This is a genomic window from Undibacterium sp. WLHG33 (assembly GCF_049544815.1).
Taxonomy (GTDB): domain Bacteria; phylum Pseudomonadota; class Gammaproteobacteria; order Burkholderiales; family Burkholderiaceae_D; genus Undibacterium.
In genome coordinates this window covers 1394138-1417777 of the sequence record NZ_CP186697.1, presented here as the reverse complement: position 1 = coordinate 1417777, position 23640 = coordinate 1394138, and the positions used below count along the sequence as shown (strand labels likewise).

Below are 23640 nucleotides of genomic sequence, written 5' to 3'. Positions count from 1 at the left end.
ATCAGACGACTTCAAATAAACCGGCTGCGCCTTGTCCGCCGCCAATACACATCGTCACGACCACATACTTCACACCGCGGCGCTTACCTTCAATCAAGGCATGACCGGTCAGACGCGCACCGGACACACCGTAAGGATGGCCGACCGCAATCGCGCCGCCATTGACATTCAGTCTGTCCATAGGAATACCGAGCTTGTCGGCGCAATACAAAACTTGTACCGCGAATGCTTCATTCAATTCCCATAGACCGATATCTTCGACTTTCAGTCCGGCTTTTTTCAGCAGTTTTGGAATCGCAAACACTGGCCCGATCCCCATCTCGTCCGGTTCGCAGCCAGCAACCGCAAAACCACGGAAAATACCCAGCGGTTGCAAGCCTTTGGCTTCAGCGACTTTACTATTCATGACGATCGCGACAGAGGCACCATCGGAAAACTGACTTGCATTACCAGCAGAAATCACACCACCAGGAACCGCGGAACGGATTTTGGATACGCCTTCCAGTGTTGTGTCCGGGCGTATTCCTTCATCCGCTGCAATCGTGACTTCACGTGTCACCAGCATGCCAGTTGCTTTATCTGCCACACCCATGGTGGTTGTCATCGGTACGATTTCAGCATTGAACAAACCAGCCGCCTGCGCAGCGGCTGCGCGCAACTGGCTTTGCACACCGTATTCATCCTGACGTTCGCGGGAAATGTTGTAACGTTTGGCGACTGTTTCTGCGGTCTGCAACATCGGCCAGTAAACTTCTGGCTTGTGCTGTTTCAACCAGGGTTCCACCAGCATGTGCGTGTTCGCTTCATTTTGTACGCAGGAAATCGACTCAACGCCACCAGCAGCATAAATATCACCCTCGCCGGCAATAATGCGCTGCGCTGCCATCGCGATCGTCTGCAAACCGGAGGAGCAAAAACGATTTACGGTCATGCCACCGGTAGTGACCGGACAACCAGCACGCAATGCGATCTGACGAGCGATATTGCTACCAGTCGCACCTTCAGGTGTCGCGCACCCCATGATGACGTCTTCCACTTCCGCTGAATCAATACCGGCGCGTGAAATCGCTGCGGCCAACACATGCCCACCCATTGTGGCGCCATGCGTCATATTAAAAGCCCCTTTCCAGGATTTGGCTAAACCAGTGCGGGCGGTAGAAACAATAACTGCATCATTCATGTGGTGTCTCCTGTGAGTTGAATTTTAAGTAATTCTCAAGTATTGCTAAAAACTGACTACTGAAAAACCGATCTGCACAACCTGAGCAGGTAATACACTTGCGAATACCGCTCTTTCCGACATTCCTTTCTTGCACACGGCCAGCATCAGAACCTGACTTTGCAAGTCAAAACAGAAGCGAAACAGATTGCTTGCGAAGCAGAATAGCATAATTTAGTACGACCGTTCGCAAAATTTTCAGCTTATTTTCATCCTGCTTTTTGCTTTAAAAAAAGGGGGAAATATTTTCACTCTTGTAAGTTTCTGTAAGTTTGAAGAAAGCATGCCGTAAGTTTCAGCTTGCACACTCAAGTTGTGCAAAAAATGTCAGAAGTTCTATTTCGACCCATGACAGGCTTTGCCGACATACTTTATATATATAAAACATAAATCAGGAGACAAGCATGGCGACAGCACCTATTGCAACGTCAAGCGGAATGACAGCGGAAGAGCGCAAAGTAATTTTTGCATCTTCCCTGGGGACCGTTTTTGAATGGTATGACTTTTATCTGTATGGCTCACTGGCGGCCATCATTGCTAAGCAATTCTTTGCGGGCACCGATCCGAACACGGCATTCATTTTTGCCTTACTGGCATTCGCCGCCGGCTTCATCGTCCGCCCTTTCGGCGCGTTGGTATTCGGCCGCCTTGGCGATATGATCGGTCGTAAGTACACTTTCCTGGTCACGATTCTGATCATGGGTGGCTCCACCTTCTGCGTCGGCCTGCTGCCTGGCTACGCCAGCTGGGGCATTGTTTCACCGATTATTCTGGTCTCTTTGCGTATTCTGCAAGGTCTGGCACTCGGTGGCGAATACGGCGGTGCGGCAACGTACGTTGCAGAACATGCCCCGCATGACAAGCGCGGTGCTTACACTGCCTGGATACAAACCACAGCAACACTGGGCTTGTTCCTGTCATTGATGGTGATTCTCGGCACTCGTCAGGCTATCGGCGAAGAAGAGTTCTCATCCTGGGGCTGGCGCGTTCCTTTCCTGGTGTCTGTGTTCCTGCTCGCGATTTCCGTCTGGATTCGCTTGTCGATGAACGAATCACCAGCATTCGCGAAAATGAAAGCCGAAGGTAAAACGTCTAAAGCGCCTCTGACTGAATCTTTCGGTCAGTGGAAAAACCTGAAAATCGTTATCCTGGCTCTGATTGGTCTGACAGCTGGTCAGGCAGTGGTCTGGTACACAGGTCAGTTCTATGCACTGTTCTTCCTGCAACAGACACTGAAAGTCGATGGCGCAACAGCGAATTTGCTGATCGCCGCTTCTCTGGTCATCGGTACGCCTTTCTTCATCGTGTTCGGCGCGCTGTCCGATAAAATTGGTCGTAAGCCTATCATTCTGGCTGGCTGCCTGATTGCTGCAGTAACTTACTTCCCGATTTTTAATGCGCTGACACACTATGCCAACCCAGCGTTGGAATCTGCATTGAAAAATGCACCAGTGGTTGTGACGGCTGATCCTGCTGATTGCCAGTTCCAGTTCAATCCAACAGGTACGAAGAAATTCACTTCTTCCTGCGATATCGTGAAAGCGAAACTGGCGGCAGCATCAGTGAACTATTCCAATGAAGTTGCACCAGCCGGCACGACTGCTTCCGTTAAAGTCGGTGACAAAGTCATCACTTCTTTCAACGCAACAAGTTTGCCAAAAGAAGAAGCGGCAGCAAAAGACAAAGCATTCTCTAAAGAACTGGCTGATGCGATCAAAGCTGCTGGCTATCCTGCAAAAGCAGATCCAAAGCAGATCGACAAACCTATGGTACTGGTATTACTGGTTATCCTCGTGATCTACGTCACGATGGTGTACGGCCCTATCGCAGCGATGCTGGTAGAAATGTTCCCGACCCGTATCCGTTACACTTCCATGTCCCTGCCATACCATATCGGTAACGGCTGGTTCGGTGGTCTGTTACCAACCACGGCGTTTGCACTGGTCGCATTCAAAGGTGATATTTACTACGGTCTCTGGTATCCGATCGTGATCGCTTTGGTGACATTTGTGATTGGTGCATTGTTCATCAAAGAAACTAAGGATAACGATATTTACGCAGACGACTAAGTCTGAAAACGGGCAAGTAATTGCGCTATAACCTACCGGTAAAATAAGAAAGCCGCCCGATAATCCGGGCGGTTTTTTTTCTGTCACGATAAATTCCGCTGCACCTGTGCAACAGACTTAAAACTGATATTCCATACTGAGTTGAGCCTGCTGATTCGCAACTTTTAACGTGGCTGCACTACCGACAACCAGACTGGCACGATCAGAAATATGGCCGAACGGCAAACCGGTAATTACCGGAACCTTAACAACGCTGCGTATGTAACTGAGCATTTCAGAAAAATCATAGCCGTGGTCATGCACCGCCAGTTGATAGCCGGAAAAATCGCCCAACACGATCGCTTTTTGCTTTTCAAGAATTCCTGCAAAATGCATTTGCAACAGCATGCGCTCTACACGATAAGGATGTTCGCCTATATCTTCGAGGAACAATATTCCGTCCTCAATCTCGGTCCAGTATGGTGTTCCTACCAGATGCGTCAGCATTGCCAGATTACCTCCCCACAAGCGGCCCTGCACATCGATTGCTCCGGTTTCGGAGCAAGCAAACATGAGCTGATGCCGCTGTTGAGAAATGCACTGTATGAACTGAGATAAGGTGTAGTCGGATAAGTGCTCACAACCGAAGTCGCCATACAGCATAGGCCCGGCAACGCTCAGTCTGCCTCGCGCCAGCATGGCCTGATGCATCACCGTAAAGTCACTGTAACCAACAAACACCTTGCCACTATTCGCCAGAAAGTCGAGGTCAAGATGAGGCAATAAACGCGAAAAACCATAACTACCGCGCAATGCCATCACAATACTGACATCCGGGTTACTCGCTGCGGCATGCAACTGCGCTAAGCGTTGCTCATCACTGCCACCGAAACGCTGAAATCGTTGCTCTGGCTGGTAATAGTTGTGTACCGTAAAACCTTGTTGTCGCAAAATATCGATTCCACGGACAACCGCCGCCTCATCAAGAGGTGCACCACTTGGCGCAACAATTGCAATACCAAGCGGCGTCTTTAATTTTGGAAGTATGAATTGCATGGGGTTCCGCTACTCAGAAGTAAAGGACGATGCGCTCGCCCTGGCTTGTAATTTCTGTGCCGCCGCTGCCTGACGACGGTTGGCAAAAAAGTCTTTTAGCAATGTCGCACAGTCGTCAGCGAGCACGCCTTGTGTCACCTGAGTATGGTGGTTCAACTGCGTCTGATCAAAGATATTCATTAGTGATCCGGCGACACCGGTTTTAGGATCCCGAGCGGCAAAAATGACGCGCGATAATCTCGCATGCATCATCGCGCCGGCGCACATCACACAAGGTTCTAATGTGACGTATAACTCACACCCGGGTAAGCGGTAATTGCCGAGCACCTCTGCAGCAGCACGCAAGGCCATGATCTCGGCATGTGCGGTAGGGTCATGATCCACAATCGGCCGGTTATAGCCCGTTGCGATCACTACACCGTCTTTTACCACTACAGCACCGACCGGCACTTCCCCCGCCTCCCACGCGAGCTTGGCCTGCTCGTAAGCCAGACGCATAAATGGAATATCCGACTCAGCTTGCATGGTCGTCAACGCGTCAGTCACGATCAACCGTCTATCTCTGCCCAGCAATTAGGCGTTTCGTACAAAGTCACTTTGGTTAGTTTCAGACTACGACCAAAGCGATCATGATAGACATCTTTAAGAATATCGAAAGCAATCTTTGCAAGGTTTTCAACGGTAGGAACGCGATCAATCACGACTGTTTTATGATCAGGAAGCTGCGCAAGAAAATTCTTGATCACATGATCGTTTTCATAAACGATAAAGGAATGATCCCAAAGACCAACCAGATGCTGGTTCGCCAGCGCCTTGATATCGCCAAAATCCATAATCATGCCGTTATCGGATTCGCCGTCCTGTTGCACCACATCGCCAGTCAGCGTGATTTGTAAAGTATAGCGGTGACCGTGCAAATTACGGCACTGACTGCTGTGATCGGGAATACGATGACCTGCATCGAATTCCATTTTTCGGGTAATCGTTAACATGTAAAGCTTAAGGAATTTGTAGAAGTTTATGTGTCTGCAAACTCAGCTTCCACTGCGGATGCTGTTTGCAAAAATCTATCGCGCGGCGCAGATTATCGTCTCTTAACGGGCCATCCATCGCTTGCACGAAGTAATGTTCAAAATCAAGATTGCCGTATGTCGCCATATCCTGACCGATTTGCGGAATCACGACCTTGATTTCATTTCCCTTGCGAACCACAAGTTCAGAACCCATTTTCGGACTGACGCAGACCCAGTCAATACCCTCAGGCACCGGCAAGGTGCCATTGGTTTCAATCGCAATTTCAAAACCGGCAGCATGCATTGCATCAATTAACGCGGCATCAAGTTGCAGCAACGGCTCCCCGCCGGTGAACACGACATATTTGCAGGCAGTGTATGAGGCTGGCCACAAGGCATTAATCACCGCTGCCAGGTTCTGAGCCGATTTGAATTTACCACCACCAATACCGTCAGTGCCTACGAAATCTGTATCACAAAACTGACAGATCGCTGATGCACGGTCTTCTTCTCTGCCTGTCCACAAATTGCAGCCGGAAAAACGGCAAAACACTGCCGGGCGACCGGCATGATTGCCTTCGCCCTGCAAAGTGTAAAAAATTTCTTTGACGCTGTATGTCACGTCTTATTCCCACTCAATTGTTGCAGGCGGTTTGCCAGAAATATCGTAGACAACACGATTGATGCCACGTACTTCGTTAATAATTCGGTTCGAGACCTTGCCAAGCAACTCGTGCGGCAGATGTGCCCAGTGTGCCGTCATAAAATCCTGCGTCTGTACCGCGCGCAATGCCACCACGTAATCATAGGTGCGGCCATCGCCCATCACGCCGACTGATTTCACCGGCAGGAACACCGCAAATGCCTGACTCGTCGCGTCATACCAGCTGACTGGATTTTCAGCTTGTGGATCGACGAAATTAGCACGCAGCTCCTCAATGAAAATAGCATCCGCTTTACGCAGCAGATCAGCAAATTCTTTTTTAACTTCACCGAGAATACGCACACCAAGACCGGGTCCAGGGAACGGATGACGATACACCATGCCATGCGGCAGACCCAGCGCAACACCGAGCTTGCGGACTTCATCTTTGAATAATTCGCGCAGTGGTTCCAGCAATTTCAGATTCAATGTATCCGGCAAGCCACCGACGTTGTGATGGCTTTTGATCGTGTGCGAACCTTTTTTACCCTTACCAGCGCTTTCGATCACATCCGGATAAATCGTGCCTTGCGCCAGCCATTTGGCATTACTCAGCTTGGCCGACTCTGCCTGAAACACCTCGACGAATTCACGACCAATAATTTTGCGTTTCGCTTCAGGATCAGTAACACCGGCCAGATGCCCCATGAACTGTGCTGTCGCATCCACATGAATCACTTTGACGCCGAGGTTTTTGGCAAACATATCCATCACCATTTTGCCTTCATCAAGACGCAGCAAGCCATGATCGACAAATACGCAAGTCAGCTGATCGCCGATCGCGCGATGAATCAGCGCAGCAGCAACGCTGCTGTCAACACCACCGGATAAGCCGAGAATAACTTCGTCGCTGCCAACCTGTGCGCGGATTGCAGCCACAGCTTCGGCGATGTAATCCGGCATATTCCAGTCAGATTTACAGCCGCAGATTTCATGCACAAAACGGCCAATGATTGCCTCGCCTTGTACGGTGTGGGTGACTTCAGGATGGAACTGAACGGCGTAGAAACGACGCTCTTCATCTGCCATCGCAGCAATCGGACAATTATCGGTGGATGCCATCAGCTTGAAACCCGGTGGCATTTCATTGACCTTATCGCCGTGGCTCATCCAAACCTTCAGCATGCCGTGACCTTCTGGTGTCACGAAATCGTTAATACCGTTTAACAAGGCTGTATGACTGCGGGCGCGGACTTCCGCGTAGCCAAATTCGCGCACCAGACCATTTTCTACTTTGCCACCAAGCTGTTCAGCCATGGTTTGCATACCATAACAAATCCCCAGCACAGGTACGCCGGCATCAAATACCGCCATCGGCGCACGTGGGGTATCGCCTTCAGTCACACTATTCGGACCGCCGGACAAAATGATGCCTGCAGCGCCGTAATTGCGGATAAATTCGTCACTGACGTCGTAAGGATGAACCTCAGAAAAGACACCGGAATCGCGGACGCGGCGAGCGATCAGTTGAGTGACTTGGGATCCAAAGTCGAGAATAAGAATTTTTGAGTGCATAAATCAAATCATCATGTCAGGTTGCCCGGGCATAGCCTGTACAACAGTATTGTTTCCTGCTCGCTTTGCAGAAAGCAGGGCTTTTTCAGCTAAGCTGATTAATATTTCCGGATCCTCATCGCGGTGCACATCGGTCGATGCTAATCCTATACAAACCGTCAATGAAATCCCCGCATTCTCTATCCATTCCGAATGCATCTTGATTGTCAATCTTATGCGCTCTGCAACTGCCATCGCCACCAGATGAGATGCTCCGGGCAGTACAATCAGAAACTGATCATTGTCAAACCGCCCTAAAGCATCAAACGGACGAATGCATGAGCGAATACGGCTCACCATCCTTACGAGTATCTGATCAGCGAGCACTGTTCCATGCTTTGCCCGCAACTCCGTAATCTGATCTGCCAGCAAAAACAGCAGGGACATAGGTTTGCCAGCTTTCGCACATCGCTCCATTTCCAGACGTAACGAGCGCACAATGGCAGGTTTATTCCAGGTGCCAAGCAAGGGATCCACTAAGGTATCCCGCTTCAGGCGCCGGTTCTGCTTCATCAGCTCAACCTGATTCTGGCAAACCGCGCTTAATGCCAGCTCACGCTCCACCAACACCGCAAGATCAGCTAACAACAAGCGCTGTTCATCATCGAATATATGCGGCTTATAGTCGAGCAGGCGCAAACACGCGACAAGTTTTCCGTCCTGACCATAAACCGGAAACGAAACGAAAAACCGTATTGATGGCACCCCAGAAACAAAGCGGTGCTGCGCGAATTCATGATGGGCGCTCAGATCAGAGATCACTACTATCTCTTCGCTGAGAGGAAACTCATCAGAAAACGCGGCTTCCATTTCTGTAATCGAGTGTTCTGTAAGCCCTGAGCGGCCAGTAACGCGACCAAAACTTACAAAACAATTAGCGACAGAAAACAGCCCCATGCCGACGCGTTCAAAGCGGGCAATTTTCGCTTCAAATTTTTCAGCTAATATTTTGCTGAAGCCAGAATTCACCTGAAGCGTTGTCAAACCAAAATCTGTCGAATTTAAAGACATACAACACCCCAGGCGTATCGTTCAGATATTAATCGGCGCGATAATTCGGAGCTTCTTTCGTAATCTGCACGTCGTGCACATGCGACTCACGCATGCCGGCAGAAGTAATTTCAACAAACTCTGCTTTCGTCCGGAGGTCTTCAATCGTCGCACAACCACAATATCCCATCGACGAACGGACACCACCAACTAATTGATACAGAATTGCCAGTACGCTGCCTTTGTAGGCCACACGTCCCTCGATACCTTCAGGCACCAATTTATCTGCATTGTTTGCAGAGTCCTGGAAATAACGGTCAGCGGAACCATCCGCCATCGCACCCAGACTACCCATCCCGCGATAAGATTTGTAGCTACGTCCCTGGAACAGAATCACTTCTCCCGGCGCTTCTTCGGTACCCGCGAACATGCTGCCCATCATGACCGTTGACGCACCCGCAGCCAACGCCTTCGAGACATCCCCAGAGAAGCGGACACCGCCATCGGCGATACATGGCACACCGGTTCCCTTGAGTGCGTTCGCGACATTTGCGATCGCCGTAATTTGCGGCACACCGACACCGGCGACAATCCTTGTTGTACAAATAGAGCCAGGGCCAATACCCACTTTAACCGCATCAGCACCATGTTCAACCAGCGCCAGCGCAGCTGCCGCGGTCGCAATATTGCCGCCGATAACTTCTATGTGGGGATAATGATCTTTTACCCAGCGAACACGATCCAGGACGCCTTTGGAGTGACCATGCGCAGTATCGACAACAATTACATCCACGCCTGCTTTCGCCAGCAAATCGATACGCTCTTCATTCTCGACACCAACCCCGACCGCCGCACCGACACGCAATTTTCCATGTTCATCTTTCGATGCAAACGGATGCTCAGTCGATTTCTGAATATCTTTCACCGTGATCAGACCGCGTAACTCGAACGCGTCATTGACAACTAAAACTCGCTCAAGGCGGTGTTTATTCATCAGACGTTTTGCTTCAGCAAGGTCAGCGGTTTCATTCACATAAACCAGCTTTTCGCGCGGTGTCATTTTGGTACGGGCTTCTGCATCCAGCTCCTGCTCAAAACGCAGATCACGATTAGTGATAATGCCGACAACGACATTACCTTCAACAACCGGAAAACCGCTGATACCATGTTGCTGAGACAGGGCAATCACTTCACGGATTTTCATGCCGGGCGGAATCGTGATCGGATCACGTAACACCCCTGACTCAAAACGTTTCACCTTCGCCACTTCACGCGCTTGCTCTTTGGCGGTCAGGTTTTTATGAATAATACCGATACCACCTTCCTGCGCCATGGCAATCGCCAGTCTGGCTTCAGTAACGGTATCCATCGCGGCAGAAACCAGCGGTATATTCAAATGAATATTACGCGTCAATTTAGTCGCAAGAGAGGTATCTTTCGGGAGAATGTCCGAATATGCCGGAACGAGGAGCACGTCATCGAATGTGAGTGCTTTTTGAAGTAAACGCATACTATTTCCTATAGGCGCAAAAGCGAATTATACAGAAAACTTGCGAAGTAGTCTCGCTACGTGTAAAACTCTCTCATCTTTTTGTCCTCTTTGAAAGAACGATTTCATGCTCAACCTTAAGCTTATCAGCGGATTTATGATTGCGACGCTCACATGTGCAAGCGCTTTGGCTCAATATGTATGGGTGGATGAAAAGGGTAATAAACAATTTTCAGACACCCCGCCTCCGGCATCGACCCCAAAAAACCGGATCATCAAATCGCAGGGATTATCGACCACAAGACCCGCCGAAGCGAATGACGCTGCAAGCGCATCAAAAGACGCTGTAAATGCAGCGCAAAAGCCGATGACAACATCCTCAAGAAACGAGGAATTTAACAAGCGTCGCGCTGAACAGGCCGAAAAAGACAAGAAAGCAACGGAAGAACAACAAGCCGCTGCTGATAAACAAAAAAATTGCGAACGAGCAAGATCCTACCAAAAAGTTCTTGAATCAGGGCAACGCGTCGCGACCACGGATAAAAACGGAGAACGCAACTATTTAACAGATGCTCAAAGAGAAAAAGAAGCTGCCGATGTGAAAAAAGCGTTAGCTGGCTGCCAGTAGTGCTATAAACATCATCAATCGCTGTTATGCAGCCGCCTTTTGCTGCTTCTTAGCACGCCGCCGCCGGGCCTCCATAGGATCAGCGAGTAAAGGGCGATAGATTTCCACTCTGTCGCCCTCATGCAATATTGCACTCTCGTCTTTAAGTTTGCCGTAGACTCCAGTTTTATATGTGGCATGACTCAGTTCAGGATGCGTATCCCGGATGCCGCTTACATCAATCGCCTGACCAACGCTCGCCCCAAGCGGGACCACGACATCGAGCAAACTTACAGCACTGCCTGAAGAATAACAGACCTGCACACGGATAGTGTCGTTCTCAGGCATAGATCGCCTCCGCTCTGGAGCAGAATGAATCTACAAAACTATTAGCAATCTTGCTGAACACAGGGCCAATCACATGTTCCAGCAACTTACTGGAAAAATCATAATTCAGGTCAAATTCAATCTTGCAGGCGTCGGAACGGAGTTCAGTAAATTTCCACCCCCCGGATAACTGCTTAAACGGACCATCAACAAGACTCATCTGCATAGAATGCGGCGGCTGATTGATATTTTTCGTCGTGAAGCTCTGCCTGATGCCATGAAAGTTGATCGCCAGAGTGGCCGTCAGATTCGTTTCCGTCCTCTCCCCTACCTTGACTTCACCGCACCATGGTAAAAATTCAGGATACTTTTCCACCTGTTCAACCAGTGCAAACATTTGTGCGGCGCTGTATCCGATAAAAACTGTTTTATGTACGACTGCCATCTAAAGAAACCATTTGGTAGAATCACAGGTTCGCATTTTAACCGAGTCGCCACCGTATCGAAATTATCATAAGAAATTTTGAAGCGGCAAGATAACCAACTTTCTTATTACATGAGTATTGCTGATAACAAAAAAGCCTTCCACGATTACTTTATCGAGGAACAATTCGAAGCAGGTGTGGTGTTGCAGGGCTGGGAAGTCAAGGCTATTCGTGCCGGACGCCTTCAATTAAAAGAAGCATACGTGATCGTGCGGAATGGCGAGATTTTTCTGTTCGGGGCGCACATCGGCGCTCTCCCGACTGCCTCAACACACATACATCCTGACTCGGTACGCACACGTAAATTGCTGCTGAACAAAGCGGAGATCAGTAAACTTATCGGTAAAGTCGAACGATCCGGCTATACGATGGTGCCCCTCAACATGCACTTCAGCAATGGCAAAATCAAATGCCAGATAGGATTAGCGAAAGGTAAAAAGCAACACGACAAGCGCGAATCTGAAAAAGAAAAAGACTGGCAACGCGAACAACAAAAAATCATGAAACAACATCGTCGTTAAACACCATCATTCAAAAACACAGATCCCCCGGGCCAAGAACCGATGATTTGGCAGTGTTGCCAGGCAGTCAGGCGTCAAGTAAGACTTGGCGCAATAATTTTACTATCGAGAGTGCATTTGATTTCATTCACGCAGGTAAAAAACCTTATTTCAAGCCCTCCGGACTTATGTGACTGCCTGTTCTGAATTCCGTTAAAAATGAATAAACACGGTCTGACTGACCGCAGTTTGCCATCTGCGTTTATATTAATTCGATTGTCATTCATCTCTCAGAGAAGTAAAGTATGTAACTCTTTGTAATCCTCTCTGCCTGTCTGTTCCCAGGCGGCAACGATGGCAGTACCATTACGGATATGACAAACCTTCAAACACCTTCAGAGAATACCCCAACGTCTGCCAGCAACGCACCTAAAGCAAAAATCCTGGTTGTCGATGACGACTTGAGACTGCGTGAGCTGCTAAGACGTTACCTGACCGAACAAGGTTTCCATGTCGTCGGTGCTGAAAATGCACAGACAATGAATAAGCTTTGGATGCGTGAACGTTATGACATGCTGGTGCTGGATTTAATGCTGCCGGGTGAAGATGGTCTCGCCATTTGCCGCCGCTTACGGGGTGCGGGAGACAAAACACCGATTATCATGCTGACAGCAAAAAGCGAGGAAGTGGACCGTATTATCGGGCTTGAAATGGGAGCTGACGACTACCTCCCCAAACCGTTCAATCCCAGGGAACTGGTCGCCCGTATCAATGCTGTTTTACGTCGTAAAGTACCGGATGAATTACCGGGTGCACCATCCGAAGGCCCGCAGACTTTTGCTTTCGGTGATTTTGTGCTGGATCTCGGTACCCGTACGCTCAGAAAAAACAACGAAGTGATTTCTCTGACAACTGGCGAATTTTCCGTACTTAAAGTCTTCGCCCGCCATGCGCGCCAGCCTTTGTCCCGTGAAAAGCTGATGGAGCTGGCGCGAGGCCGCGAATATGAAGTATTTGACCGTAGCCTGGATGTGCAGATTTCACGTCTCAGAAAACTGATAGAGCCAGATCCATCCAACCCTCTGTATATTCAGACTGTCTGGGGACTCGGCTACGTTTTCATTCCGGACGCCAGCAAGGATTAGTTTTTGCGCTGATCACTTATGCGCTCATACCTGAATAGTCTCGAATGGCTGCGCAGCGGTCTTTTCTGGCGTACATTTTTTTTACTGGCCATCCTTGTGATGGCCAGCATGATGATATGGTTCATCAGCTTCAAGACCCTTGAACGCAGTCCCCGCGCACAGCAACTGACCGCGCAGATCACCTCCATCGTCACAATCACACGCACTGCGCTGACCCATGCCGCGCCTGAAAAACGCCAAGAGCTACTGCAGGATCTCGCTCACAGCGAGGGAATACGGTTTTATCTGCGTAACGATAGCGATATACTGGAAAAACTGGAGCCCACTGCATTTCTGACAGAATTCAGTGAAATGATGAGAGCGCAGCTAGGCAAGGAAACTCATTTTGCCCGTTCAGTCAATGGTAACAACGGATTCTGGATCACCCTGGAGATTGAAGGCGATCATTACTGGCTGCGACTCGATGAAGACCGTCTGGAACCGCCAACCACACTACCGGTCATCAGCTGGATCTCTGCTACCTTATTAATAACCTTGCTGGGTGCAGCGGTTATTTCTAAGTTCATTAACGACCCGCTATCCCGTCTGAGTAATGCAGCAAGATTACTGGCACAAGGCAAGCAGGCGCCAGTTTTGCCTGAACGTGGTCCGAAAGAAATCCGCGAAACGAATGCCAGTTTTAATAATATGGTTGCGGATCTGGCAAGAATAGATGCCGACCGTACCATCATTCTGGCTGGTATTTCACATGATTTGCGAACGCCGCTCGCGCGCATGCAACTCGAAGTGGAAATGGCAAATCTGGACGAACAGGCACGATCCGGCATGCAGTCAGATTTATCGCAAATGGATGCCATCATCAATCAATTCCTCGATTATGCGAAACCGATCGACAGTCTGCGCTTTGATCAGGTGAACATCAGCGAACTGCTGAAACAGGTGATTCGTGAATATTCACGGGTGAATTACCTGCACCTGCACTCGGCAATTGCGTCTGATATGTATATTTCAGGAAATGCGACCGAGCTCAGGCGACTTTTCAGCAATCTGATTGAAAATTCCTGTCGTTACGGCAAGAATCCCGACAAGCTCAATACCGTGATTGAAATTCAATGCAGCCACAAAACCAAAGGGAAAAAACAAGGTGTACTGATCAGCTTCCGCGATTACGGCGAAGGTGCTCCTAGTGACGATGACATCGGACGCCTGCTGAAACCGTTCACCCGTGCCGATGCATCACGCAGCCAGGCGAACGGGTCGGGGCTTGGTCTGGCAATTGTCGATCGAATAGTCCGCCGTCATCGTGGCAGGCTGAGGATTTATAACCATGAACATAAAGGTTTTGTTGCCGTTATGATTTTCCCTGAATTCAAATCCAAATAAAAAATCCCGCCAGGCGGGATTTTTTATTCGTTTCATCTCTGAGTTACTTCTACTACTTCACTGCCATCGCTAACTGTAAACCAGACTTGTCGTCGGTTCCGACAGGTTCGGACTGCTGTGCAATGCCGCTTTCAGCAGATTTTTTATGTTGCTTTGCAGAAGGAGTCAGTTCATAGCTTAATTGCATGCCACTATTCAGTCTGGCTGACGGCGTGGAAATGTTTGCAGAGGTGGCAACCACGGGAGCTGCCTTAGCCGCCATCGCATTCGCAACCGACATCGGTGTCGAAAAGTTAGCGAAACCAGCAGCGCCAGCAACACCTGCGCACAACATCAGGCCAGCCAGTACGGAAGGACGCAAACGCAGACGGAAGCGCTCCTGTGCATCTTTCTCTGCTTGCTGAGCGATGTCGTAAGTAACTTCCACTGGTGCGCTCGACAACATTTGCTGCGCCTGCAAACGCCATTCGGCGCTTTGCTGCTGATTGTTACGCAATTTTGCAATCAATTCCTGTGCCAGATGTTCGGCCTGCGCATGTTCTGTCGCCAGACTCAGATTTTCCTGCTCAGTTTCCGCTTTCAATGCGGCCTGTGTTGCCATTAACTGTGCCTTCAGTGACTCAAGCTGTTGCTGACGTGCTTGCTTCTGTTGTTCAATTGCCTCTTGCTGTTGCGCGAGCTGTTGCTGCAACGTAGCCAGTTCCTCTTCTTCCGGTGACAAGGCCAGGATGTTTTTCTTCGCTTGTTCCAGCGCTGCTTTCGCCGATGTCAGTTCAGCACGGCGTTGCAGCATCAGATCAGCCAACGCAGCCTCTTGCTCTTCCTGTTGCTGCAAATCAGCCAGCAATGCCTGTTCAGCCTGTAAACGAGCGGCAACCTCCTGCGCCAGCTTATTCTCAGCTGCAATTCTTTGCGCTTCAGTTTCTGCCAGTTGCTGTTGTTGTTCGAGTCGGGCGTTCATCTCGGCTGTCGCCATTCTGGCTTGTTCTGCGAGTGACTCAGATGCCGCGATCAGCGCCTGTTCTGCCGCGAGTTTTTCCTGTTCTGCCGCATTTGCCTCTGCTGCCTTTTGTGCGCGCAACTGGCTTTGTTTCGCCAGTTCCGCCTCAATCTGCAATCTCTCCTCGGATGCTTTAAGGATCAGTGCTTCTGCTTCCATTTTCTGGTTGATCGCAGTCAATGCCTGCTGCTTCAGGTCCAACTCATCCTGTTCGCGTTGCTTCTGCAGTTGTATTGCCTGAATTTCGCGCTGAGCAAGCTCAGCCTTTTGCGCTTCCATTTGCTGTAATGCCAACAACTCATCAGCACGCATCTGCGCGAGTTCAGCTGCTTCTTTTTCTGCAGCCGCGTGCATTTGCGCTAATTCTGTCGCTTCTTTCTCTGCACTCAGTTTCATCTGCATCGCCACGTTCGCATCTTGCTCAGCCTGAGCACGAATCTCAGACAATTGCAGATAAGACTGCTCAGCTTGCTGACGCTGTTCCGCCTCTGCCAGTGCTTTTTGTTCTGCCAGCATCTTTTGTTCGATGGCGGCCAATTCTTCAAGTTCAGCCGCCGCGCGCCGGTTTTCGATCAGCGCCAGTGTTTCTGCTTCACGCAGTCTGGCTTCCATCGCCTCTGCCGCTGTGCGTTGCGCCTCAGCGTGTTGTGCCGATTGCGCAAATAAGGCCTGCTCAGTTTCCAGCTGCAATTGAGACGCCTGAGCCGCCGCCTGCTCCTGTTCAACACGTGCGGCGGCGATCTGTGCTGCCTCTTGTTCCGCCTGCAAACGTTGTTGCAGGGCTTGCTGTTGCTGTTGTTCCGCCAGTAATTTCGCTTGCAACTCTTCACTCAGTTGTTGCTCGGTCGCCAGGCGTTGTTGTTCTGCACGGCTGGATTCCAGCAACAAGGAAGTTTTTTCTTCGAGTGCGGCAGCAGTCTGACGCTTGATCAATGCCTCTTCAGCCGCCTGCGCCAGCCATTCCTTTTCTTTCGCATTCAGATTTTCTATGGCCAGGCGTGCCTCTTCGTCGCTAGTTTTGCGTGCTGCCAGCAACTCCACTTGCTCCGCTTCTGCATTCAGGCGCGCCTGCGCTTCCGCTGCTGCAGCAACTTCAGCCTCTTGCTTCGCCGTCAGCATTGCCACCAGCGCCTGTTCTGCCTCGATACGCTCTTGTTGCGCCTTCAGTAATTGCTGTTCTTGCTGCACACGCTGTTGTGCTATTTCTGCCATCAGCTTCTGCGCATCAGCGTGTGCAGCCAGTTCCTGATGTAAAGCCTGCTCTGCAGCGAGCGTTGCTTCGCCGGCCAGACGTGCCACTTGCTGTGCGTATGCATTAGCCTGAGCAAATTCATTTGCCTGCTTTTCACTGGCCAGACGGATTTGTACGTCTTGCTGAGCGCTTTGTTCCGCCTGCAATTTTGCTGTTGTTGTTGCCAGCAATACAGCTTCGTCAGCAGAGCGTTGCTGTACGACTTGTTCCAATTCCGCGATGCGACGATTCTTTTCAACCACCAGCTGATGCGCTTTTTGCTGGCTGGCAGCATACGCCTGTGCCTGCAATTGCAAGGCTTTTTCTGCCTGCAGCTTCGCCTCAGCCATCTGACTAGCTTCCTGTTCGGCACGGGCGCGTTCAGCGGCAGCAATTGCTTGCTCCTGTTCGGCTGCAGCCTTTGCCTGCGCTGCTGTGTGGGCGATCTTTTCTGCTGTCAGTTTTTCTGCCGCAGCTTTGGCCATCGCTTTTTCAGCCTCGGTGCGTTCATGCTCCAGCTTTGCCTGTTGTTCCAGCGCTGCTGCAGCCTGTTGCTGTGACTGCGCCTTTTCCTGCTCCAGACGTGTGATCTGCGCTGCTGCCTTCACACGCGCTGCTGCAGCCTGCGCTGCCTGCTGTTCCGCCTGCGCCTGCGCCGCATTTTGCTCAAGCAGTTTCTTTTCTTCTGCGAGCTTTAATTCTGTTGCCATACGCAGCGCCTGTTCGGCTTCCAGACGGGCCAGATGCTTGTCACGTGCTTCCTGCTCGAGCTTCGCTTTCGCCTGCAATTCCTCGGTTAATTTTTTCTCTGCCCGCAGTTTTTCCTGTACCAGATTCAGTGCTTTCTGCTCGGATTCCGCACGCAGACGCAAGGTTTTACCTAATTCTTCAGCTTCTGCAGCTTTCGCCTGTGCCGCGCTGGCCGCCTGTTTTTGCAATTCAGCGTGTTCCTGCATTTTTTGCAGACGGGTCTGCTCAGCCAGAATCAATGCCTGACGTGCGGCACGTGCCTCCGACTCTTGCTGCTGACGCGCCTGCAGTACGCTGACATGCTGACGGTCAGCATGAGCACGGGCAATCACTTGTTCTGCGGCGGCTTTTTCTGCCTCCAGTTTCTCCTGCGCTGCGCGTACAGCCTGTTTTTCCGCCTCGGTACGAACCTGCTCAGCGCGCGTCATTTCCATCGCTTGCTGCGATTTCAGCAATGCCAGTGCAGCGGCTTTACGTTGTACTTCCTTTTGAATTTCTGCTTGTTCCAGCGCGCTCAGTTCAGCCTGATTCGCTGCTTCCAGCGCCAGTCTTTGTTCACGCTCAGCCTGCTCTTTTGCCGCGGCAATGGCTTTCATTTCCTCTTCGGCGCGTTGCTTGGCTTCTAATTCCAGTTGAGCAGCCTGCTCCAGCGCCAGCTTTTCCTCTGCCGTTTTCAGCATTTGCTGTACCGCCTCGGCACGACGACGCTCAGCCTCCAGTTTCTCATCGAGTAATTCCATCGCTTTCGCCTCATCCTGAGCAAGTTGCTGCTGAACGCGCAACAGTTCGCTGACATCCTTACTCTTTTTGACTGTTGCTTCCGCCATTTTTTGCTGCAATTCCGCTTGCTCGATCGCTTTTTCGAGTGCGATTTTTTCGGCCACGTATTCTGCTTCCTGCGCGACGCGTGCCGCGCGCTCAGCTGCTTCCTGCATACGCAGCAACTCTGCATGGGCTTCGTCCGCTTTGGCACGGGCTTCTGCTTCTTCTGCTTTCTGACGCTCTGCCTGCAGTTTTGCGTCAAGCGCGTTAGCTGCTTTTTGCTCTGCTTCTGCACGACGTTTTTCTGCTGCCAGCAATTCTTCTGCCTTTTTCGCCTTCAGTTCGGCTGCAGCACTGGCGCGCTTGAGTAACTCTGCCTGAAACGCACTGGCGCTCAGCGCCTGCTGTTCAGCATCAGCCTGCTCACGGGCAGCTTGCACCGCGACACGTTCAATTTCCATGCGTTCTTTTGCCAGCTTGGCAGCGCGCTGTTCTTCCGCTGCACGCTGACGGGCGACTTCAGTTGCTTCCTGTTCAGCGATACGGCGCTGACGCGCCTCTTCGGAGGCTTCTGCTTCCGCTTGCAGACGAGCGCGTGTCTGTGCATCCGCCTGTTGTTCACTCTCAATGCGATGCATCGCCGTCGATTGCAATTCGCGTTCTGCGCGGATACGGGACTCGGTCACCTGGCGGATTTTATCTTCTGCTTCACGGCGTGCTTGCGCAGTTGCAGTCGCGATCATTTCTGCCTGTTCGCGTTTTGAGGCTGCAGCATACAATTCCTGCTCAGCCTGCATACGCATCTGAATCGCTTCAGCAGCACGGCGTTCGGACTCCATGCGGGCCTGTGCAATCGCTTCCTGTTCCTGTTCAATCGCCACGCGTGCCAGCGCATCTTCACGGGCACGGACTTCGACCGGAGCACGGTTGATCGCACATTCCAGCGCCATCGCTTCAGCCTGATCACGCTCTTTACTTGCCTGCAGTGTTTCGCTGCGCACCTTGAGCAACATTTCTGCAGTTTCACGCGCTTCACGTTCACGCTTTTCACGTTCGCGTGCCAGTTCCGCAATACGGGCATCTGCTCGGGCGCGCTCAACGGCTTGCTGACGCGCACTTTCAGAGGCGGCAAAACGCTCTGCTGCCCAATTTTTGGCCGCTTCTGTCTGTTTGCTTAATTCACTGACTGTCGCCTGTGCTTTAGCCGTAATTTCAGATTCAGCCTTGAACTGCATTTCGGCACGTGCTCTGGCTTCCTGCTCTATCTTCAGACGTTGCTCAGATTGCGCACGGGCACGGCTTTCCATCTGGGAACGCTCTTGTAATTCACGTGCTTCCTGTTCATTCGCCGCAATCCTGGCGGCAGCTGCGGCCTGCGATTGCTTTTCAGCGAGCAATCTGGCACGGCTGGCTTCTGCAGCTTCCTGTTCCAGCTGTAATTTTTTCTGCGCCAGTTCGGCGGCTTCGGCTTCTGCCTGCGCGCGGGCTTCTGCCATCGCACGCGCCTGCGCCTCGGCTTTCAGACGGGTTTCAGAGGCTACGGTGGCGCGGGCTTCCGCTTCAACACGGGCAATCGCCTCGCGTATGCCTTTGACGTCGATACGGGAATTCGACTCCAGATCATCAGGAGAAGATAAAAAATCTTCTTTCTGATCCATACGCTGATCAAGGGAGAAATTCCCTAAAGAAAATTTATTTAATAATGACTGATTGCTGTCCATTCTTCACTCCTGAGATAGTAGTCGTCCCCTAAAGTCGCTGGCCTGGCGGCTCCGGAACTTCTTAACCTGAATTATCAATCAAGAAAAATCAAACAATTGCCGGAGTAAAGCCAGAAAAACCCTTCTATTCCCGTTTATTCACGAATGAACGTCTCCCCTAAAACGACGCAGGGACGTAAAATAGCGGTCACACCAAAATAAGCTGGAGAAATACCTTGAATGAATTAGTGACTGAAATAAAACATCCGTTAGTGCAGCACAAACTGTCGCTGATGCGCAGTAAAGATACGCCAACGGATAATTTCCGCCGCCTGCTGCGCGAGATCAGCCAGATGCTGGCATACGAAGTCACACGTGATCTGCCTATCGAATTCACCCGTATCGAAACTCCGATTCAGGTCATTGATGCACCGATGATCAGCGGCAAAAAACTTTGCGTGATCTCTGTGCTGCGGGCCGGTAACGGCATACTGGATGGCATGCTGGATCTGCTGCCGAATGCGCGCGTTGGTCATATTGGTCTGTATCGTGACCCGGAAACGCTGGAACCGGTTGAGTACTACTACAAAGTGCCGGAAGATATCGCTGACCGTCTGGTGATCGTGGTTGATCCTATGCTGGCCACCGGTAACTCTGCCGCTGCCGCAATCACCCGCCTGAAGCAGGGCGGTGCGAAGTCGATTAAATTTGTCTGCCTGCTGGCCGCACCGGAAGGCATCAAGGTTATGCAAAATGCGCATCCTGATGTGCCTATCATTACCGCATCCATCGATCAATGTCTGAACGATCATGGTTATATCGTCCCGGGCTTGGGCGATGCTGGTGACCGCCTGTTCGGCACCAAATAAATTCAAGCGAATCGCCCCGGCAGCCTCACAGCGCCGGGGCTTTTTTGTTTCTGTTTTCAGAATGATGTATCTCTTTCCCTGCACTGAATATGACAACGACCGCCAGTTTCATTCCAGCTTCCAAATTACCCGAAGTCGGCACCACGATTTTTTCAGTGATGTCTGCACTTGCCGCTGAGAAAAAAGCCGTGAATCTGGGACAAGGGTTTCCGGATTTCGATTGCGACCCCACGCTGCCAGCAGCAGTCGCCCGCGCCATGACTGACGGGCACAATCAATATCCGCCGATGCCGGGTGTTGCTGTATTCAGAGAGCAGATCGCGGCTAAAATCGCGGCGATTTACGGTTACCAATATGATCCCGCCAGCGAAATCACCGTCACTGCCGGGGCCACGCAAGGCATACTGACTATCTTGCTGGCCTGCGTGCATGCGGGCGATGAAGTGAGTGTGATCGAACCTGCGTATGACAGCTATGTGCCATCCATCAGACTCGCCGGTGGCGTGCCTGTTTTCGTCAGCATGGAATTAGGCGAGCATGGCTACAGCATACCGTGGGACAAAGTCCGCGCCAGCATCACCGGCAAAACCCGGCTGATCATGCTCAATTCGCCGCACAATCCTACCGGCTCTGTGCTGAGCGCCAGCGATATCGCGGCATTGACCGATATTGTGCGTGACACCCGCATCCTCATTGCCTCAGATGAGGTATATGAACACATGGTCTATGACGGGCAACGCCACGAATCACTCGCGCGCCACCCGGAACTGGCGCAGCGCAGCTACATCATCTCCAGTTTTGGTAAAACCTATCATGTGACCGGCTGGAAAGTCGGCTATGTCGTCGCCCCGGCGGCGCTGATGGCAGAATTCCGCAAGGTGCACCAGTTCAATGTCTTCACCGTGAATACGCCTATGCAGGTTGGATTAGCGCAGTACATGGCGAATCCCGCGCCGTATCTGGAATTGCCCGCGTTTTACCAACGTAAGCGCGACCTGTTCCGCGATGGCCTCGCGCATTCCCGCTTTCGCCTGTTGCCATGTGCGGGCACGTATTTTCAAAGTGTGGATTACAGCGCGATTTCAGATTTACCGGAACTCGATTTTGCGCGCTGGCTGACCAGTGAAATCGGCGTTGCGGCAATTCCCGTATCGGCTTTTTATCAGCAGGCAAAAGAATCCGGCGTGGTGCGCTTTTGTTTTGCCAAACAGGACGCGACACTGGAAACGGCGATTGCAAGGCTGGCGGCACTGTAACGCCGAACGACAATGACCGATCAGCCGCGACATTACAGTCCAGCTTAATTATCGTCTTTTGCCGATGCCGCTTGCTGTGCCGCCATTGCACGCAATTTGTCTTTTTTACTCGGGCGTTTACCTTTTACGCCACCATTCACATCAGGCACGCGCTCACTGACAGCAACCGGCAAAGCGCTTACTTCAAAACCCGGGATCGATTCCAGCTCCAGACGCAAACCATGCTTACGCGCGATCAGCGCAAAATGAGCGGCAGATTCCGGCGTCACAAAGTTATACGCCAGCCCGCTGAGACCAGCACGGCCGGTACGGCCTATGCGATGAATATAATCATCGCTGGAACGCGGCAAATCATAATTCACCACCACTGGCAACTGCGCGATGTCGATGCCACGCGCAGCAACATCGGTTGCCACCACTACTTTCAGGCGCGACGCCTTGAAATCGGCCAGCACTTGTTCGCGCTTGCCCTGCGTCAGCTCGCCATGAAATGGTTCCGCTGCAATATGCGCACGACGCAATTTCACCGCCACCAGCTCCGCCGCATACTTGGTCGCGACAAACACCAGCACCCGCGGCCATTTCTCACTGGTCAGCAGATGCCGCAATAATTGGGTACGGCGAGGCGCATCAACACGGATGGCCCGTTGTGTGATATCCGGCTTACCGGCGTCAGTGACTGCTATGCGGATACGTTGCAGTTGCGGGCTGATACGCGCCGCCAGACTTTCCACTTCCGGCGCAAACGTCGCAGAGAATAATAAATTCTGACGCTGTGCCGGCAACATTGCCACAATGCGGTTTAACTCATCGGCAAAGCCCAGCTCCAGCAAGCGGTCGGCCTCGTCCAGCACCAGCGTATTCACGCGTGCCAATGACAAGGCATTGTGATCGATCAGATCCAGCAAACGCCCCGGCGTCGCGATCACGATGTCGGCACCGCCACGTAAATGCAGCATTTGCGGATTAATCGAGACACCACCAAACACCACTGCCAATTTGGCAGCCGGTGCAGCCGATTTACACAGACTGCTCAGCGTGGTGCCCACTTGCGCGGCCAGCTCGCGGGTCGGCACCAGAATCAACACCTGCACAGCCCGCGGACGCGCCGCCGTCAGCACCAGATTTTGTAAGAGCGGCGCACAGAAGGCGATGGTTTTTCCGGAGCCGGTCTGCGCCTCGGCAATCACATCTTTGCCTTGCAAGATCACAGGAATCGCGGCGGCCTGCACGGCAGTCGCTTCGGTATAACTACGGTCGCGCAAGGCGCTCAGAAGTGAGGCCGTGAGGCCCAGGCTGGAAAATGACATGAATAAAGCTTTGCTGAAAGATGGTCGGCACTATACCGTATTCTGAGGGTGAGAAAGTAAATGGGGCGATGCACACACGATTTAGAGCATGATAGCCCGACAAATGAGGCTAAAAATACTGGGGGGGAGTATATTTAGAAGCCCAGCATTCACGCTGAGAATAAGGTGAAAATGCCATATACTCCCCTTTTTTTAACACTTTTACGGTCCCAAAGCGATCTGGGGAGTGTCGCCACTGGTTGT

At 51.4% G+C, this 23640-nt stretch carries 19 protein-coding genes; 7 read left to right on the top strand and 12 right to left on the bottom strand.

The genetic code is table 11. The features are described 5' to 3' along the window. Nucleotide 1 precedes the first annotated feature (1 nt). Nucleotides 2-1180 carry an acetyl-CoA C-acyltransferase gene (locus tag ACOTSW_RS06410; protein ID WP_423681697.1) on the bottom strand — a complete coding sequence of 393 codons (1179 nt, stop codon included), beginning with the start codon at nt 1178-1180 and terminating at the stop codon, nt 2-4. A 443-nt stretch (nt 1181-1623) separates the two neighbouring features. Here ACOTSW_RS06410 and ACOTSW_RS06405 point away from each other — a divergent pair, with 443 nt between their 5' ends. Then, a complete protein-coding gene (locus ACOTSW_RS06405) occupies nt 1624-3288 on the top strand; it encodes an MFS transporter (RefSeq protein WP_423681696.1) in 1665 nt (554 codons plus the stop codon). Nucleotides 3289-3405: 117 nt separating this feature from the next. Here ACOTSW_RS06405 and ACOTSW_RS06400 read toward each other — a convergent pair whose 3' ends face one another. The 7 genes from ACOTSW_RS06400 to guaB are packed head-to-tail and all read right to left on the bottom strand — an operon-like array spanning nt 3406 to nt 10093. Beyond that, complete coding sequence (locus ACOTSW_RS06400) at nt 3406-4323, bottom strand: LD-carboxypeptidase (protein ID WP_423681695.1); 918 nt, start codon at nt 4321-4323, stop codon at nt 3406-3408. Nucleotides 4324-4332: 9 nt separating this feature from the next. Then, nucleotides 4333-4848 carry a tRNA adenosine(34) deaminase TadA gene (gene tadA, locus ACOTSW_RS06395; RefSeq protein WP_423682270.1) on the bottom strand — a complete coding sequence of 172 codons (516 nt, stop codon included), beginning with the start codon at nt 4846-4848 and terminating at the stop codon, nt 4333-4335. A gap of 23 nt (nt 4849-4871) precedes the next feature. After that, a complete protein-coding gene (gene queD / locus ACOTSW_RS06390) occupies nt 4872-5315 on the bottom strand; it encodes a 6-carboxytetrahydropterin synthase QueD (RefSeq protein WP_186885486.1) in 444 nt (147 codons plus the stop codon). Nucleotides 5316-5322: 7 nt separating this feature from the next. Further along, entirely contained in the window at nt 5323-5958 is a 636-nt protein-coding gene (queE, locus tag ACOTSW_RS06385) for a 7-carboxy-7-deazaguanine synthase (RefSeq protein ID WP_423681694.1), read from the bottom strand. Between the two features lie 3 nt (nt 5959-5961). After that, a complete protein-coding gene (guaA, locus tag ACOTSW_RS06380; RefSeq protein ID WP_423681693.1) occupies nt 5962-7554 on the bottom strand; it encodes a glutamine-hydrolyzing GMP synthase in 1593 nt (530 codons plus the stop codon). Nucleotides 7555-7557: 3 nt separating this feature from the next. Beyond that, nucleotides 7558-8604 carry a GGDEF domain-containing protein gene (locus tag ACOTSW_RS06375; protein WP_423681692.1) on the bottom strand — a complete coding sequence of 349 codons (1047 nt, stop codon included), beginning with the start codon at nt 8602-8604 and terminating at the stop codon, nt 7558-7560. 28 nt (nt 8605-8632) lie between these two features. Continuing rightward, the gene (guaB, locus tag ACOTSW_RS06370) at nt 8633-10093 is read right to left on the bottom strand and encodes an IMP dehydrogenase (protein ID WP_423681691.1); all 1461 of its coding nucleotides are present in this window, start codon (nt 10091-10093) and stop codon (nt 8633-8635) included. A gap of 106 nt (nt 10094-10199) precedes the next feature. Here guaB and ACOTSW_RS06365 point away from each other — a divergent pair, with 106 nt between their 5' ends. Further along, entirely contained in the window at nt 10200-10700 is a 501-nt protein-coding gene (locus ACOTSW_RS06365) for a DUF4124 domain-containing protein (protein ID WP_423681690.1), read from the top strand. 24 nt (nt 10701-10724) lie between these two features. Here ACOTSW_RS06365 and ACOTSW_RS06360 read toward each other — a convergent pair whose 3' ends face one another. Both ACOTSW_RS06360 and ACOTSW_RS06355 read right to left on the bottom strand, forming a co-directional pair. Continuing rightward, on the bottom strand, nt 10725-11027 hold the full coding sequence (locus ACOTSW_RS06360) for an RnfH family protein (protein WP_423681689.1): 303 nt from the start codon (nt 11025-11027) through the stop codon (nt 10725-10727). Then, nucleotides 11020-11451, bottom strand: coding sequence for a type II toxin-antitoxin system RatA family toxin (locus tag ACOTSW_RS06355; RefSeq protein ID WP_423681688.1), 432 nt, complete (start codon nt 11449-11451; stop codon nt 11020-11022). Before ACOTSW_RS06355 ends, ACOTSW_RS06360 begins: the two co-directional genes overlap by 8 nt. A 111-nt stretch (nt 11452-11562) precedes the next feature. Between ACOTSW_RS06355 and smpB the strand changes: the two genes are divergently transcribed. The 3 genes from smpB (at nt 11563) to ACOTSW_RS06340 (ending at nt 14519) form a co-directional block, all read left to right on the top strand. Further along, nucleotides 11563-12012 carry an SsrA-binding protein SmpB gene (smpB, locus tag ACOTSW_RS06350; protein WP_423681687.1) on the top strand — a complete coding sequence of 150 codons (450 nt, stop codon included), beginning with the start codon at nt 11563-11565 and terminating at the stop codon, nt 12010-12012. A gap of 353 nt (nt 12013-12365) precedes the next feature. After that, a complete protein-coding gene (ompR, locus tag ACOTSW_RS06345) occupies nt 12366-13136 on the top strand; it encodes a two-component system response regulator OmpR (protein WP_423681686.1) in 771 nt (256 codons plus the stop codon). Nucleotides 13137-13154: 18 nt separating this feature from the next. Continuing rightward, nucleotides 13155-14519, top strand: coding sequence for an ATP-binding protein (locus tag ACOTSW_RS06340; RefSeq protein ID WP_423681685.1), 1365 nt, complete (start codon nt 13155-13157; stop codon nt 14517-14519). A gap of 52 nt (nt 14520-14571) precedes the next feature. Here the strand turns inward: ACOTSW_RS06340 and ACOTSW_RS06335 are convergent, their stop codons facing one another. Then, nucleotides 14572-19983 (bottom strand): hypothetical protein, encoded by a 5412-nt coding sequence (locus ACOTSW_RS06335; RefSeq protein ID WP_423681684.1) that lies wholly within the window; start codon nt 19981-19983, stop codon nt 14572-14574. 215 nt (nt 19984-20198) lie between these two features. On the opposite strand from ACOTSW_RS06335, the gene upp reads away from it, so the two are divergent. Then, entirely contained in the window at nt 20199-20831 is a 633-nt protein-coding gene (upp, locus tag ACOTSW_RS06330) for a uracil phosphoribosyltransferase (protein WP_423681683.1), read from the top strand. An 89-nt stretch (nt 20832-20920) separates the two neighbouring features. Then, a complete protein-coding gene (locus tag ACOTSW_RS06325; RefSeq protein ID WP_423681682.1) occupies nt 20921-22087 on the top strand; it encodes a pyridoxal phosphate-dependent aminotransferase in 1167 nt (388 codons plus the stop codon). Between the two features lie 44 nt (nt 22088-22131). Here the strand turns inward: ACOTSW_RS06325 and ACOTSW_RS06320 are convergent, their stop codons facing one another. After that, nucleotides 22132-23397, bottom strand: a complete 1266-nt coding sequence (locus tag ACOTSW_RS06320; RefSeq protein WP_423681681.1) for a DEAD/DEAH box helicase — start codon at nt 23395-23397, stop codon at nt 22132-22134. Between the last annotated feature and the right edge of the window lie 243 nt (nt 23398-23640).